This window comes from Bacillus cereus group sp. N31 (genome assembly GCF_016483245.1).
Classification (GTDB): Bacteria; Bacillota; Bacilli; order Bacillales; family Bacillaceae_G; genus Bacillus_A; species Bacillus_A toyonensis.
Genome location: NZ_JAEHCH010000003.1, coordinates 169,905 through 185,238 on the forward strand (window position 1 = coordinate 169,905; position 15,334 = coordinate 185,238).

Sequence of the window (15,334 nt, forward strand, 5' to 3'; positions counted from 1 at the left end):
TTTATGATACTAATAGGGAATAATTTAGGAAGAGAAATTTAAAGGGGATAAAAAAATGACAGAAGTACTAGAACTAAAAGAAGAACTACTACAAATTAAAAATAATAATTATGCTGTGCCAGAAGACGTAGACGCATATCCATATGCACAGTGGATGCTAGATTATATCGGATCACCTGATGCTGAATTACGTGATGATTTGATTTATAGTACGCTTCACACATGGATTACAAATGATGTATTTAGACAAAAAGAATTACGAGGATTAATGTTACAAGCAATTAGTCCTGATTATTTATTTTATAAAATTGGTGAAAAGGGAACAGACTCTGTTTTTAAACGTGCATTCTCCGTATTAATCCCGCCACTTATTTTATCTGTTCATGAAAGAGACCCATTGTTATCTGAAGAACAACTGTACAGTGTGGCAGAACAAGTACTGGAATATGTATATTTAGAAGAAGATGTAAGAGGCTACGTAGAAGGAAAAGGATGGGCACATTCTACGGCGCATGCGGCTGATGCACTCGATGCATTAGCACGTACAATACAAAATCGTGAGTTTTCATATGCAATACTAGCTGCCGTTCGTCAGAAGGTTCGCTTACATGACTACGTATACACCCACTTTGAAGATGAGAGATTAGTAGCGCCAATTATGTCGTTACGTAACCAAAATCTTTTAACTGAAGAAGAGTGGAGCAATTGGCTACATAGTATAGCAACTGTTGAAGACATCCGACATCCACAGCATGCTATTTTAGTACAAAATATTAGAACTTTCCTAAGAAGTTTTTATTTCAGAGTTTTAGAGACAGAAGGTAGTACAGCCTTTACAGATGATATATTGGAGACTTTGAAGGATTTGCGTAGGTATTAAAAATGGTCCGTCCTTAGAAACAATGAATAGATATTAATTTTGAAAATTTATTAGAAATTTATTTTTATATTGTACCCTTTCAGTATAGGTTGAAAGGGGTGTCAAATGAAAAAATTATTAAAGCCAGTGAAAATAATATTTTTAATGTGTATTAGTATGATTTTCTTTGGAACAGGCGCTGTATTTATATATCATAACTATCAATTAAAAATGGAATCGACATTAATGAACAATGAAGGCGAACTTGTTAATTTCGATAATAAAAAAGTGAATGTTTATAATGAGGGGAGCGGGGAGGATACGTTTGTATTTATGGCCGGATCTGGAATTGCCGCTCCTGTTTATGAATTGAAAGGCTTATATAGTAAATTTTCGAAAGAAAGCAAGATTTCTGTAATTGAGAGAGCTGGTTATGGATACAGTGATGTTTTTCAAGATGATAGAGATATTGATACGATATTAGAACAAACGAGAGAAGCGATTATTCGAAGTGGAAATAAACCACCTTACATTTTAGTACCACACTCTCTATCGGGTATAGAGGCTATTTATTGGGCACAAAAATATCCAAGTGAAGTAAAAGGGATTATTGCGTTAGATATTGGTTTACCTAAACAGTACGTAACTAATAAAATAGGTATGGTTGATTCATTAAAAATAAAAGGGATGAATATTTTAACGAAAATTGGTTTTCAGAGATTAGCTCCCTCTATTACTTATAATCCCGAAGTCATTCGTCAATCCTTTTTAAACGAACAGGAAAAAGATATTTATAAAGCGCTTACGTATAAGAGGGCTTTTAATGATGATATGAAGCAAGAACTTTTACAAAGCTACAATAACGGTAAAAAATCAAATTCTTTATCGATCCCAAAAGAAACACCTATGTTATTTATAGATGCGATTGCTAGGCAATATAAAGATTCGAAGTATACAAAGCAAAAAAACGAAGATTATAAGGAGTTTGCTAGCAAGTTATTAATAGCTGATGTAAAAATAATTGAAGGTACACATAGTATTTATTTATATGCTCCTGATGAAATATACAAAATTGCTATGGATTTTATTAAGAATAAAGTAGTGAAGAACTAAACAATTGTAACTTTAGCGATGAAAGGCTTACATAATGAAAGTATATAACATATTAATTGTTGAAGACGATTTGATTATAGGAGATTTATTACAAAAAATTTTACAGCGTGAGAAGTATAATGTGTGTTGGGAGAAAGAGGGAAGGAAAGTTCTTGATATAATTCATGAAATAGATTTAGTCGTAATGGATGTTATGTTACCAGGCGAAGATGGTTATCAAATTACAAAGAAAATAAAAAATCTAGGATTAAATATTCCAATTATATTTCTATCAGCAAGGAATGATATGGATAGTAAACTAATAGGTTTGACTATTGGAGAAGAATACATGATAAAACCTTTTGACCCTAGAGAGTTGTTGTTAAGGATTCAGAAAATGTTAGATAATCAATATGGTACGTTCACGCAAATTAACCATTTATTTATAGATGCAGAATATAAAAGAGTTTTTATTAATGATTTGCGTAATGAAGTTGCTTTTACAGCAATTGAACGAAAAATATTCTTCTATTTATATGAAAATAGAGATAGAACTTTATCTAAAGAACACTTCTATGATTACCTATGGCAACTCGAAGATAGAAATCAAAATATCATGAACGTACATATAAAGAAAATCAGAACCAAAATTGATGATAAAACAGGTGATATTATTCAGAACATATATGGAGAAGGGTATAGATTAAATACCTATATGAAGAAATGAACTTAAAGAAAAAATATCAGTTACTATTATTCTCCGCTATTATTAGCGTACCACTGTTATTGTTGTCAATTAGTATCTTTGTATCAGTTATTTATAATGTTGTCTTTAAAACTAAAAATCAGAACATTCCTTTTCACGAATCCTATGCATATCCTACGATGTTAATCATATTTTTATTATCACTATTAATATTAGCTTTTGTATTTTCAAAATCGATTAACACAGTATTAAATAAAATTAATGTATTAAATCAAACGATTCGAGATTTAGCTAGTGATAAAAAAATCCCTAATATAATAAATGTTAAAAGCGATGATGAAATGGGAGAGCTGATTAAATCAGTGAACTTGCTTATAGAAAGAACAACTTATCGAGAATTAGAACTACAACAACAGGAACAAATAAAAAAGGAACTATTAAATAAATTACGGCATGATATTAATACACCCTTAACAGCGGTCAGATTACAATTATATTATTTAGAAGGTGAGTACAAGGAACAAGCACCAGTACTTGAATCAATGTATGAGCAGATACAATATATAAGTGATTTAACTAACGAATTTAATATTCAATCTACAGAGACCTTAGAGAATACTTATATTGTGAATGATGAAGTTAATATACAAAATTTAATAGAAAATATGATTAAAAAATGGAGCTATTTGTATAGCATTCATAAAATTGAATTAGTATATAATCCACAAGATAAAGAGTTGATATGGAATAGTAATGAGTTATGGATTCAAAGGTTATTTGATAATATTTTTCAAAATGTCCTTAAACATTCAAAAGCTAAAAAACTCAAAATTATTATAGATGAAGATATTGTTTCCTTTAGAGATGATGGGATTGGGTTTGATATAAATAGTAAAGGTACAGGACTTGGTTTGAAAAATATTGAAGATATATCAAAGATGTTCGATATAAAATACACTTTACAATCAAATAGTGGGGGTACTATGTTTTCATTTGAAAATACAAAAGTTTAGAGCAAATTACATAAAACCAACACCTCCCAACCATACTAAAAAATGTGTTGGAGGTGAATGTTATGGACAATAAAGACTTTGAAAAAGTTTATAATGATTACATACATCAAGGAGAAGAGCAAGCTCAATTTGAAGTAGACAATGAAGTCAATTCAGGAGCAGAACAAATTGTTGCTGTTCGTAAAAATGATGATGGTGATTTAATAGCGTTTAAAACAAGTAGCGGGAGAGAGTTAGATTATATGACTGCTCTTAGTGAAGCAAAATCAGGGAAGTTAGCTCATGTGGATGTATTTCATAAGTATGGCAGAGATATTATACGTAGTGAACCTGATGGAATAAAAGAAAATAATTTAGATAATTTACCTTCATTTTAAACGGGTAAACCTCAAGAAGAGAATGTTCATTTGGAGATTCTCTTCTTTGTTTTGCGAAGTTTTCCTTGCAAATAGACGATTCATTTTTAAAGTGCGATCATACTTTTAAAGAGCGCTCTAAATTTCTCTTTATCTTCTGCTGTAAATGGTTTCGGTCCCTTTGTACGTTTACCACTTTTTCGAACCATTGCACTTAAATATCGTGTTTGTAACAATTGTTCAATGTTATCATTCGTATACTTATAGCCTTTATGGTGTAGTACGATACAGCCTTTTGCTAAAGCGAGTGAAGCAAGACCATAATCTTGTGTTACGATTAAATCTTCTTTTTTTGCTAATTGCATAATTCGGTAATCTGCAGCATCTGCTCCAGAATCAACATAAATTGTTTCCACACCTTTTGGCTGCTCTGCATTAGAATAATGAGAAAAGCTAGTAACGAGTGTAACAGGAATTTCTGCCTTCGTAGCTTCAAAAATAATCACATCTTTTACAGGACAAGCATCTGCATCAACGTAAATTTTCATTGGTATCACTCCTATAAATAGGTTCGTGTTGATAATAATGGTAGATTTAGGTTTTGTCAAACGAGAAAGCTCTATCCTGCATTAACGAGCAGTATGATTCTAACCTCAAAAATAAGTGATTACGAGGAAGTTAGGTGGGAGATCAACTGCACATAAAGTCTGATTGGTGAAGGCTAATTATCAGTGAGTGATGGACAGAACCCTCGCTGATTAAAGTTATTTTTCACAAACTAAAATAGCTTCACGCAAACGAGAAATCCCTTCCTCAATTTGATTGATATTTACCTTCCCATAGGATAAACGTATATAACCATCTTTCGCACCGAAAATACTGCCTGGCATAAAGGCGATTTCTTGTTTTAAGCTTTGCATAATGAGTTGTTTTTCGTTTATCGGTTCGTTTAATTTTCCCCATATGTATATACCGCCGGTCGGGTTTGAAAAAGAGATTTTGTCGTGAAGTTGCTCATTTAAGGCGCGAACGATAACGTCTCTTTTTTCCGCTAATTGTTTTCGTAACGGTACGATATGAGACTGAAATGGTACAGTTTCGAAAAATTGTTGCATAAGCCACTGCGGGAAAATGCTCATACCTAATTCCATTTGATGCCTTGCGTCGGATAACCTTTCTACTACAGACTGCGGGGCGACGAGCCAGCCGACTCGTAATCCTGGTGCAATCATCTTTGATAAGGAATGTACATAAATGACTGTTCCATTTTCATCAATCGATTTCAAAGTAGGGCAAGGTTGTTTCTTTTCTAACGTAAGCAAGCTGGATGGATCATCTTCAACGATTGCAATTCGTAAATCTGCGCAAAGTGATAATAGTTTTTTTCTACGGTTTGGATGAAGCATCGTTCCCGTAGGGTTTTGGAAATTTGGATTTAAAAAGATCATTTTAATACGGTGTTTTCTATATAACTCCTGTACATCATCTGGGTTAATCCCATGTTCATCGACAGGTAATGGAAAAATACGAATACCTGCTGATTGGAATAGAGGTAGGGAATAACAGTGTGAAGGACTTTCGAAAGCAACCGCATCACCTGGATTTAATAAACATTGTACGATAAGATGAAGTGCTTGTTGAGCGCCGGATGTAATCATAATGGATTGTTCAGTCGCTTCCACTTTTAAATATTCCTTCATATATTTTACTACCGCTTGTCTTAATGGGAGATAACCTTGCGGGTGATCATAACTTAATGAATGCGTTAACGGTTGTTCTCGCAAAATCGCTTGTAGTTGATCATGAGGATAGAGATTACAACCGAGTTCTCCGTTTGCAAAATCTATAATATTTTCATTTTGTTGTACTTCTGCCCGAATATGGCGAAGTAACGGTAAGTTTGGTAAAAACGTACCACCTTCTACGAAGTTTCTCCAGTTTGGTGTTAATGTTGGAGAAACACCCCACATATGTGTACTTACACGTGTACCTTTACCAGTTGTACTTTCTACAATTCCCATAGCACGTAGTTCATTATAAGCAGTCGTTACTGTACTTCGGTTTACATTTAACTGTGTAGCTAATTTCCGTTCGGAAGGGAGGAAGCTACCTGGAGGAAGTTCTCCATATGTAATACGTTTTTCAATAAAGTCAACAACTTGCTGATAAATAGGGATTTTACTGTCACTATCTAGCTTCCATTCCATAAAAATGCCTCCGTATCTTTTATATAAACCCAGTATAGCAAATTGGCTGGGTAAAAAAACAGCCAATTGGACGGTGTTATATCCAGCCAATTTTACTATGCTAAATATGGAGGGGGAGATTCGGATGAAAAGATGGCAAATGGAATGGCTCCTAGTATCAGTAGCATTAGTATGGGGAGCAAATTATACAATTGGAAAGTATGGCGTGGCATTTATGTCATCCATTCAATTTAATAGTTTACGATTTTTAGTAGCATCACCGGTATTATTACTTATTACATTTTTAATGGAACGCTCATTACGTATTGAAAGAAATGATTGGTTACGATTAGTAGCAGTCGGCATCGTTGGAACGACAATGTATCAAACGATGTTTATGTTATCTGTGAAATATACTTCAGCAACGAACGCCTCATTATTAATTGCGATGTCACCTATTTTTACAGGGATATTAGCGGTATTACACAAACAAGAACGTTTTTCGATGAAAGTACAAATTGGTTCAATAGTAGCGTTTATTGGTGCAGCATTCGTTTTATTAACAGGGCATACAGGAGGAGCTACTTACGAGTATGCGTGGCTTGGAAATATAATTGGATTAGTCGCAGCAATTGCGTGGGGATGGTATCCAATTTTAGCACAACCTCTTATTACAAAATACTCTGCAATGAGAGTTACATCATGGTCTACATTAATTGGAATTGTACCTCTTGTTATATATTGTTTATTCAACGTAAACACATTAACGTGGCCAGTAGACATGCCAAGCTGGGGTTCACTAGCATATTCAATCATCTTTGCGACAATCTTCGGACTTGCGATGTGGTATGTCGGCATTAGTAAAATAGGCTCAACAAAAGTAATGGTTTATATGTATCTCGTACCATTATTCGCAGTGATCTTTGCAGCTGTAACAATTGGAGAGCAAATCAATATGATGCAACTAGTTGGCGGACTTATAATCTTTGTTGGTTTATATGTTGTAAAAAAAGGTGGAATCAAAAAGTCAGCTCTCAATTTGAAAAAGGTAAGCTAACAGTAAAAATGATCTCTTTCATATAGAAGGAGATCATTTTTTGTTTCGTACTAAAAGCGCTTGTTCAACAGCCCAATTTTGATGATCATGAAGTAAATATTCTATAGCAAGTAGTGGAGGTAACCACTTTAAAACATGATCTTTTTCAGAGGTTTCAGTATGTTTATGTACCATGTTCGCAATGTAAAAGAACCCATCGTTTAAATAATATGTCCCTTCTTTTTCTGCATAAAAATATCGCACTGCATTACCGATATATTGATCAATTTCAATTGCCCATCCTAATTCCTCTAGTATTTCACGCAAACATTCTTCTTTTGTTTCATTACCTTCCATACCGCCACCTGGTAAAAAATAACGGTCTCCTTTTTCGATGATAGCTATTTTTGAGCAAGTATTGTTAAAAATAACCGCATAGCAACTAGGCTGTAATACATAATGAACAGTGGGATTTTTAGAACCAAATGTAAGCTTTGAAATCATAAAACACGACCTTTCTCTATAAAATACATAAAAGGGATAATAAGGTAAATGACGAATTGTATTAAGGTAATCCTTGTTGATTGGAGTGATATCAAAATGATAAATCGAAAATGTTCAAGGTGTAAAGAAATAACGGGTACAATACATGGGGGTAAAAAAATTAAGGAAGAATTTTTGTGTGAAGATTGTCTTCAAAAAGGAATTGCGAGCGGGGAAATCGAATTATCACAAGTGGAGAAAGGACAAAATTCTTATCTTTCTATAAAAATATTAAAAATAATGAGTGTTATTTATTTAATCGTATCTATTATAACAGCTTTTTCTGCCGGAGGACTTATACAGGATCCAGGACTTGGCGGAATAACATTTTCAATAACAGGTGCAGTTGGTGTTATGATAATTGGATCGATATTCCAGTCTGTTCTTGTATTTTGCGGGATATGGGTATTCATCCTTTTAGTAGAAACAGTCATTAAAATTTATGAAAAAATGAAGTGAGTGAGAGGGAGAAACATATGCGAGTAAGAAACATCCAAGGGGAAGATTATATAAAGATTCATTTTGTTTTAAATGATTGGTGGGGCGGGAGAGATATGGCTGCCATGTTACCAAAATTGTTTTTCGTTCACTTTCAAGAAACGAGTTTTATTATTGAAGAAGAGGGAGAAACGTTAGGTTTCTTATGCGGATTCTTCTCACAAACGCATAAAGAGGAAGCGTACGTTCATTTTATTGGAGTAAATCCGAAGTATAGAAGAAGAGGAATTGCATCGACATTGTATTCTTATTTCTTTGATGCCGCTCGTGCAAATAACCGTAAAATTGTAAAAGCAATTACGTCACCAATTAATAAAAACTCGATACAGTTTCATCAAGAAATCGGTTTTCGAATCGAGGCTGGGGATGATGAAATAGAAGGTGTATCCGTACATACAAATTATGATGGGAATGGCGGGAGTAGAGTTTTATTTTTAAAACATGTGTAAAGTAGGCTAGCGCGAAGTTAGCCTTTTTGTTGTGAGGAGGAAAGTATATGGAGAGTGTTCAAAGTAAAGATGAGTACTTACATCGCATCTATAAAGTGCAAGATTATATAGAATTACATATAAATGATGCACTTTCAATTGAAGCGTTAGCCGATGTAGCAGGATTTTCAAAGTTTCATTTTCATAGAATTTTTAAAGGGATAGTAGATGAGCCGTTATCTCGGTATGTAAATCGCTTGAAACTAGAAAGGGCAACTCACCTTATTACATATCGTCCGGATATGACGATCACAGACATTGCGTATCACTTCGGTTTCACAGATTCAGCAGTTTTCTCCCGTACATTTAAAAATTATTACGGAGTAAGTCCATCTCAATATCGAAACTACAATAGCAAGAATTGCAAAGACGTAAGTGAACCTTCTCAATACAATGAATGTAAGAAGGTTCGAGGAAATGTTGAAATTGTAACAGCGGACGATAGAAACGTCGCATACATAAGACATATCGGTACATATGAAGAGTTAACTATAGTTTTTCCAAAAATGATAGAGAAATTATTTCGTTATGCAACGGAGCAAAACTATCATATATTTGGGGATACGAAAGTATTAACAATTTACCATGACCATCATGAATTTACTGAGGACTATCATTTAAGAACAAGTTTATGTATAACAATTCCAGATGAATCCGCAGTAGGAACGAGTGATATTGGAATAATGGTAATACCTTCAGGGAAATATGCGGTAGGCCATTTTGAAATACGTCAAGATGAATATAAAGGTGCATGGGACTTTTTATACGGCGAATGGCTCCCAAATAGCGGATATAAACCGAGAGATGCGTATCCTTTTGAAGTATATAGAAATGATCCAAGAAAGCATCCAGAACATAAACATATAGTGGATATATATGTACCGATCGAACCTTTTTAATCATAGATTAAGGGGGAAGAATGATGAAAACTTTTGAAGAGTTGGATTACAAGATAAAAGAAGACTATAAAAATATAAACGGTATGTTAGTAGTGCATAAAGGTAATGTTGTTTTTGAAAACTATTATAATGGTTACGGTCCAGATGATGCATACCATGTAGCGTCTGTCACAAAAACGGTAATCTCTGCGCTCATTGGGATATGTATAGATAAAGGCTATATAAAAAGTGTTTATCAAAAAGTAATAGAGTTTTTTCCTGAATATAACGTTAAGTCATCAGAAGTAACAGTGCGACACCTACTTACAATGACAGCTCCATATCCTTTTGTAGACTGGCAGGAACCGTTAGAAGAACTATGCACACAACAGAATTGGGTACAGTATACACTTAATAGAATGGGGAACGGCGGAGAAATTGGATCTTTTAAATATTCTTCTGCAGGAGCACATGTACTATCAGCAATTATTTCGAGTGCAACAGGAAAAAGTGCGCGTGAATTTGCGAATGAACAGCTATTTCAGCCACTCGGTATGAGAGAAATTCCAAACTACAATATGAAAGCATTTGGATTTGATGACTTATTCGGAAAAGATGTAAAAGGATGGGTTCACGATCCAAACGATATTACAACTGGCGGATGGGGACTGACGTTAACGGTTAGGGATATGGTTAAGTTTGGACGTTTGTATTTGAATGAAGGTACTTATAATAGAAAGCAAATTCTTTCAAAGTCGTGGATACAAGAATCAACGGCGATGAATCCAAATCGATATGGTTACTTATGGTGGTTACGAGAAGAGGGTGGTATCTTTTCATACTGTGCCATGGGCGATGGTGGAAATGTGATTTGTTGTGTACCGGAGAAGGAATTGGTTGTGGTGATTGCTTCTGAAGTCATACCGAATGCAGAGGATAGATGGAAGTTAATTAAAGAGTCCATATTTCCTTATTTAAAAGATTAATATGGTTATTTTTATAAAAATAAGAATAAAAGGTTAAGTTATACTTGTTATATTCTCCATGATTGAAATAAGTGTTGTGAGAACAAAGTTGTTCAACTATAGTTAGAAAACTTCAACACCTATACGATTATTGAATAATTGCAAGGTGTTGAAGTGCTTTATAATTTGTTTAGGTACTTTTAACTATTTTTTAACTTTTCGATGTATTAGATAAATCATGCAAAACACAATTGCCAGCAAGCTAAATTTAACTAATTCCATTAGGCTAATATCGCATTTTGTTTCTACTCCATCTGTTAAATAAAATACATTGAACATGCCATGTAAAATTGCAGGTGTTATCACAGAATGGCTATACTCTCTCGTATACGTCAAAATTATAGATAAAATAAATAATAACGAGAGATAGCTTAATATTCCTACAAACCATAATTCATAGTTTTTATAAAAGATTGATACTGGTAAATGCCATAAAGACCAAAGCGATGCAGTAATGATTGCTGTTTGTTTTAATGAATATTTTTTTCGTAAATGGTAATGAAAATTTCCGCGCCATATGATTTCTTCTAAAAATGCAGACAAAGCAGCAATTGTAAGACCAATGAGTAGGAGAAATCCCAATTCATTACAATGATTAAATAAGAATTTTATATTATAAATATAAAAATAGAAATGTAGACATAGCCCTAGAAGTAGTGGCAATAATATGGAGAAAATTAATGGTTTTATTTTTGGACGTGAAATTCCAAATGTATGAACCATTTTTTGTTTCTTATATAATTTCTGATATAAAATAGCAGCTAAAAGCGGAATAACCATCGTAAACCCTAAATAATTACGACCATTTTCTATGTTCAGTAAGATGATATATACAAACGATGTAAGAAAATAAATACATAGAGTTGAATGATAAACTATATTTCTATTTATATTTTTCACCTACTTACATGTATAAGTGATTAATCAAATATCCGATATTTTAATTATATATGAAATGGAAATTACATATGTTGAACTTGTGGGAAAAGTTAGACCAACCCCGTAACTTTTCACAACAAAAAATCGTTAAACAAAAGAATAGATTTTTAATCATGAATGGGGGAGAACCATGAAAATTCTAATACTAGGCGGTACACGATTTTTAGGAAGAGCATTTGTAGAAGAGGCGTTGAAAAGAGGGCATGAAGTTACATTATTTAATCGCGGATCAAATAAAGAACTATTTCCTGAAGTGAAACAGTTAATCGGTGACAGAAATAACGATGTATCAAGTTTAGAAAATCGAAAATGGGACGTTGTCATAGATACATGTGGATTTTCTCCGCACCATATTCGGAATGTTGGCGAAGTATTAAAAGATAATATAAAACATTATATATTCATCTCAAGCCTTTCCGTATATAAAGATTGGATCCCGCATGACATAAAAGAAGACTATATGTTACAACTTGAACCGACGGAAGAGCAAATAAAGGCTGTAGAGAATGGTGAAATATCACCTTATGAGCATTATGGTGCGCTGAAAGTATTATGTGAAAAAGAAGCAGAGAAGTATTGGCCGGGGCGTGTTTTACACGTAAGAGCGGGACTTCTTTCAGGAATGTTTGATTATACAGATCGACTTCCATACTGGATTCAGCGTGTAGCAAAAGGAGGAGAAGTGTTAGTTCCAGGAAGAAAAAAACGTCCAGTGCAGATAGTTGATATAAAAGACGTCGCAAACTGGGGACTAAACATGGCAGAAAACAATAAAGCAGGTATATTCAATGTAACAGGTCCAAATTATGAATTGACGATGGAAGAGCTATTAAATACGTGTAAAAAGGTTACGAATAGTGATGCTGAATTTATTTGGGTAGATGAAGCGTTTATGAAGGAACATAAAGTGCAGCCTTGGACAGAGATGCCTTTATGGCTTCCAGAAACTTTTTCATTAGAAGGTGAAACGAAGCCGTGGAAAGGTGGATTTTCTATTAGTATTGATAATGCTGTTGAAGCAGAGCTTGCTTTTAGAAGATTAGAAGATACTGTTATAGAAGTGCATGACTGGATGAAGAGTATGGACGAATGGGAATTAAAAGCAGGTATTTCAGTTGAAAGGGAGAAGAAGTTGTTAGAAAAGTGGAATGGATAGTTTTTATAGATAATAGGGATGGAGAGAAATATGATAGATCAATTAAAATGGGTTAGAAAAAGGACGATAATTTTAACGGTTATAATCCTCTTGCTAACAGTCATTCTCGTAAGAAATAGTACGTGGTATATCTCCCGTTCCTTTTCTTCTGAATTTTTCCGATTAGCGATGCCTTTGGATAGTAAGGTAATTAAAGATTATGAAGCGGATGAGAAAAATTGGATTGAAATAGGGAATGGTGGATATTGGGAAGTGGTAGCGAATCGAATTATAGAAACGAAGCAATCGAAGGCAGAAGTAATCTCATTTTATCAAAAAATAGGGAAGTTAAAGTATCCCAATTCTAACGTGACCGGTGTAGAAATTCAGCTCTATTTTAAAGATGATAGTAAGGTAGTAGAAAACGAAAAGGGGAATTATTACCGAGATAAGATGGGAGATATTCGTTATGTAAATGAATATGCTATTGAAGATATAAAGAAAGAAAAACAACCTAGTGATTCAGAGATGATAACATATGTGATACAAGTACATACCCAATTTGATTATTGGTATAAACTTGATTGAACATGAAGAACTATAGGAAGGATAAAAAGTTATGTGGAAAAACACTATTCACAGTATCTCATCAAACTTAAGCTTAAAAAATCCGGCTACGAAGGATGAGCTTACTGATATACAAAAATGTTTACATGTGGAATTACCAAATGTTTTATATCAATTATTACAAGAAACAAACGGTATAGCAGGGGAATACGGGGACTTTATATGGTCTGTTTCAAAAATTAAAACTGAAAATATGAATATGAGAAATATAGTTGATTTTAAGGATTTATACATGCCTTTTGACTGTTTATTATTTTTTGCTGATGGGGGAAATGGTGATTTGTTTGGCTATTCCATTTTGAATGGAAAAGTACAAAGAGATGATATATATGTATGGAACCATGAAAATGATAGTAGAACGTGGGTTGCTCCTTCTTTAAAGACTTTTATGGAGTGGTGGGAGAGTGGAAAGATAATAATTTAAATATAGTATCAAAAAAAGTGCCTTGTTACTAAAGAAACAAGGTACTTTTTCACGAATAATTAATCTACCACTCAATTGGTTCTTCCCCATACATCTCCCATAGCTTAGGAAATATCTTCTTCAAACCTTCTTCGTCATCTTCATTCCAGTCTAACTCGATGTCAACTTCCTCAAACTCTTCATTTGTTAAGACATGGTATAGTGTAAAGTATGTATCATCTTCATCCCCAGTCTTCTCCATGTAAACTTCTTGCCCGAAATATAGAGTAAGTTCTTCAATCTCTGGAACGTCATACTCACTCAAATTTTCTAATACAGGAATTAACCGTTCTGGATCTTCAATACACGCTTCGTAAGTTTCTTTTCCTTGATATAATAACCACCCGCGGAAGTAATCAAAACAATCATCCGAACAACCGCCTAAAATAATATAGGCTGCTGCCCATAAGCGAGATGTATAGAAAGCTTTTAATATATGATGCATATGCGTATCAAAAGCTACAATTTCATGTACTGTACGTTTAGCAAGGTGAGAAGTAAGCCATTCTATTTGTTCTTCTTGGTCCTCACCTTTCGTTTTTGCACGATTAAGTAGTTCCCAAAATTCTTCTTCTGTTATCGTTTTTTCTTTTATGTAATCTTCTCCAGGGCACGGGTCAGTATATCCTTTTTTACGTTTGGAAGCAACTAGTTTGTTTGCTTCTTTCATACATTCTTCTTCAGTTTCAAACTCTTTCGCTTTTATACTACCAGCTGTGCCAATTTTTCCGTAAAATACAACGTAGTCTTTTTCTTTCACAACGATTTTCCAAAACTTATTCGATTTCTCATTTTACTGGATTGATAACGTTTCCATTCGTACCCCAATCATGCTTTTCTAGTGTGCACTGTGATTGTAACATATGTATATACACTTGTAATGATGAAAAATAAGAGTTTAGAAAATTCAAAAACGATTGAATGAAGTGAATAAATTTAGTAACCTTATTTGTACAGTAATTACATAATTGTTTTGTAATAATTGGATATTTATATAAAGGGGCGTTACGGATGGATCTTACGTTTAAAGTAGAGGAAACATGTTTTAATTACCGCGTTGGAGCAATTTGTAAACAGGATAATAAAATACTTATTCTTCAAAACAAAGGGGAAGATTATTGGTATGTACCAGGCGGAAGAGTGAAAATGCTAGAAAATAGTGAAGATGCGTTAAAACGAGAACTTGCAGAAGAACTAGGCGTTCCTATTAAAGGGAAGAGATTAATATGGTCAGTAGAAAATTTCTTTACACTTTCTGGACGGAAGTTTCATGAGATTAGTTTTTATTACGAAGTAGAATTGCATGAATTACCCGCGAATGGAGTGGATCAATATATTTTGGAAGAAGAGGGTAGAACGTATTTGTTTAAGTGGGTGCCAGTAGAAGAATTACATGCATATAACGTACAGCCAGCGTTTATAAAAGAGAAAGTAAAGGATATAGCAGTTCATACAGAGCATATTGTTTTACAAAAATAAACCGTATTCGG

General features: G+C 33.7%; 19 protein-coding genes. 14 read left to right on the top strand and 5 right to left on the bottom strand.

Annotation, left to right across the window (positions count from 1 at the left end; genetic code table 11):
* Positions 1 to 55: 55 nt before the first annotated feature.
* The 5 genes from JDS81_RS07320 (at position 56) to JDS81_RS07340 (ending at position 4,047) form a co-directional block, all read left to right on the top strand.
* Complete coding sequence (locus JDS81_RS07320) at positions 56 to 880, top strand: DUF2785 domain-containing protein (RefSeq protein WP_097954324.1); 825 nt, start codon at positions 56 to 58, stop codon at positions 878 to 880.
* A gap of 105 nt (positions 881 to 985) precedes the next feature.
* Positions 986 to 1,972, top strand: coding sequence for an alpha/beta fold hydrolase (locus JDS81_RS07325; RefSeq protein WP_097954323.1), 987 nt, complete (start codon positions 986 to 988; stop codon positions 1,970 to 1,972).
* Positions 1,973 to 2,006: 34 nt separating this feature from the next.
* A complete protein-coding gene (locus JDS81_RS07330) occupies positions 2,007 to 2,678 on the top strand; it encodes a response regulator transcription factor (RefSeq protein ID WP_097954322.1) in 672 nt (223 codons plus the stop codon).
* Positions 2,675 to 3,670: a sensor histidine kinase gene (locus JDS81_RS07335; protein ID WP_097954321.1), complete on the top strand. Its 996-nt coding sequence runs from the start codon at positions 2,675 to 2,677 to the stop codon at positions 3,668 to 3,670. Before JDS81_RS07330 ends, JDS81_RS07335 begins: the two co-directional genes overlap by 4 nt.
* A 62-nt stretch (positions 3,671 to 3,732) precedes the next feature.
* Entirely contained in the window at positions 3,733 to 4,047 is a 315-nt protein-coding gene (locus JDS81_RS07340) for a DUF3892 domain-containing protein (RefSeq protein ID WP_097954320.1), read from the top strand.
* Positions 4,048 to 4,133: 86 nt separating this feature from the next.
* On the opposite strand, the gene JDS81_RS07345 is transcribed toward JDS81_RS07340, so the two are convergent.
* Positions 4,134 to 4,574 carry a YaiI/YqxD family protein gene (locus tag JDS81_RS07345; protein WP_000708747.1) on the bottom strand — a complete coding sequence of 147 codons (441 nt, stop codon included), beginning with the start codon at positions 4,572 to 4,574 and terminating at the stop codon, positions 4,134 to 4,136.
* Between the two features lie 216 nt (positions 4,575 to 4,790).
* Positions 4,791 to 6,233: a MocR-like pyridoxine biosynthesis transcription factor PdxR gene (gene pdxR, locus JDS81_RS07350; protein WP_097954319.1), complete on the bottom strand. Its 1,443-nt coding sequence runs from the start codon at positions 6,231 to 6,233 to the stop codon at positions 4,791 to 4,793.
* 124 nt (positions 6,234 to 6,357) lie between these two features.
* On the opposite strand from pdxR, the gene JDS81_RS07355 reads away from it, so the two are divergent.
* Positions 6,358 to 7,269: a DMT family transporter gene (locus JDS81_RS07355; protein ID WP_097954318.1), complete on the top strand. Its 912-nt coding sequence runs from the start codon at positions 6,358 to 6,360 to the stop codon at positions 7,267 to 7,269.
* A gap of 33 nt (positions 7,270 to 7,302) precedes the next feature.
* On the opposite strand, the gene JDS81_RS07360 is transcribed toward JDS81_RS07355, so the two are convergent.
* Positions 7,303 to 7,752: an NUDIX hydrolase gene (locus tag JDS81_RS07360; RefSeq protein WP_097954317.1), complete on the bottom strand. Its 450-nt coding sequence runs from the start codon at positions 7,750 to 7,752 to the stop codon at positions 7,303 to 7,305.
* 96 nt (positions 7,753 to 7,848) lie between these two features.
* Between JDS81_RS07360 and JDS81_RS07365 the strand changes: the two genes are divergently transcribed.
* From JDS81_RS07365 to JDS81_RS07380, 4 genes are read left to right on the top strand one after another with little or no spacing between them, the layout of a single operon-like run.
* A complete protein-coding gene (locus tag JDS81_RS07365) occupies positions 7,849 to 8,250 on the top strand; it encodes a DUF3980 domain-containing protein (protein WP_097954384.1) in 402 nt (133 codons plus the stop codon).
* A gap of 17 nt (positions 8,251 to 8,267) precedes the next feature.
* Positions 8,268 to 8,738 (top strand): GNAT family N-acetyltransferase, encoded by a 471-nt coding sequence (locus JDS81_RS07370; RefSeq protein ID WP_097954316.1) that lies wholly within the window; start codon positions 8,268 to 8,270, stop codon positions 8,736 to 8,738.
* A 47-nt stretch (positions 8,739 to 8,785) separates the two neighbouring features.
* Positions 8,786 to 9,676, top strand: a complete 891-nt coding sequence (locus JDS81_RS07375; RefSeq protein ID WP_097954315.1) for an AraC family transcriptional regulator — start codon at positions 8,786 to 8,788, stop codon at positions 9,674 to 9,676.
* A gap of 23 nt (positions 9,677 to 9,699) precedes the next feature.
* Positions 9,700 to 10,641, top strand: a complete 942-nt coding sequence (locus JDS81_RS07380) for a serine hydrolase domain-containing protein (protein ID WP_097954314.1) — start codon at positions 9,700 to 9,702, stop codon at positions 10,639 to 10,641.
* 183 nt (positions 10,642 to 10,824) lie between these two features.
* On the opposite strand, the gene JDS81_RS07385 is transcribed toward JDS81_RS07380, so the two are convergent.
* The gene (locus JDS81_RS07385) at positions 10,825 to 11,580 is read right to left on the bottom strand and encodes a CPBP family intramembrane glutamic endopeptidase (protein WP_015000654.1); all 756 of its coding nucleotides are present in this window, start codon (positions 11,578 to 11,580) and stop codon (positions 10,825 to 10,827) included.
* A gap of 169 nt (positions 11,581 to 11,749) precedes the next feature.
* Here JDS81_RS07385 and JDS81_RS07390 point away from each other — a divergent pair, with 169 nt between their 5' ends.
* From JDS81_RS07390 to JDS81_RS07400, 3 genes are read left to right on the top strand one after another with little or no spacing between them, the layout of a single operon-like run.
* Positions 11,750 to 12,775 carry an SDR family oxidoreductase gene (locus JDS81_RS07390; protein ID WP_097954313.1) on the top strand — a complete coding sequence of 342 codons (1,026 nt, stop codon included), beginning with the start codon at positions 11,750 to 11,752 and terminating at the stop codon, positions 12,773 to 12,775.
* Between the two features lie 30 nt (positions 12,776 to 12,805).
* On the top strand, positions 12,806 to 13,342 hold the full coding sequence (locus JDS81_RS07395; protein ID WP_097954312.1) for a hypothetical protein: 537 nt from the start codon (positions 12,806 to 12,808) through the stop codon (positions 13,340 to 13,342).
* Between the two features lie 31 nt (positions 13,343 to 13,373).
* Positions 13,374 to 13,805 (top strand): SMI1/KNR4 family protein, encoded by a 432-nt coding sequence (locus JDS81_RS07400; RefSeq protein ID WP_097954311.1) that lies wholly within the window; start codon positions 13,374 to 13,376, stop codon positions 13,803 to 13,805.
* Positions 13,806 to 13,869: 64 nt separating this feature from the next.
* Here the strand turns inward: JDS81_RS07400 and JDS81_RS07405 are convergent, their stop codons facing one another.
* Positions 13,870 to 14,610 carry a DUF4240 domain-containing protein gene (locus tag JDS81_RS07405; protein WP_252199181.1) on the bottom strand — a complete coding sequence of 247 codons (741 nt, stop codon included), beginning with the start codon at positions 14,608 to 14,610 and terminating at the stop codon, positions 13,870 to 13,872.
* A 245-nt stretch (positions 14,611 to 14,855) separates the two neighbouring features.
* Here JDS81_RS07405 and JDS81_RS07410 point away from each other — a divergent pair, with 245 nt between their 5' ends.
* Positions 14,856 to 15,323, top strand: a complete 468-nt coding sequence (locus tag JDS81_RS07410) for an NUDIX hydrolase (protein ID WP_097954310.1) — start codon at positions 14,856 to 14,858, stop codon at positions 15,321 to 15,323.
* Positions 15,324 to 15,334 lie beyond the last annotated feature (11 nt).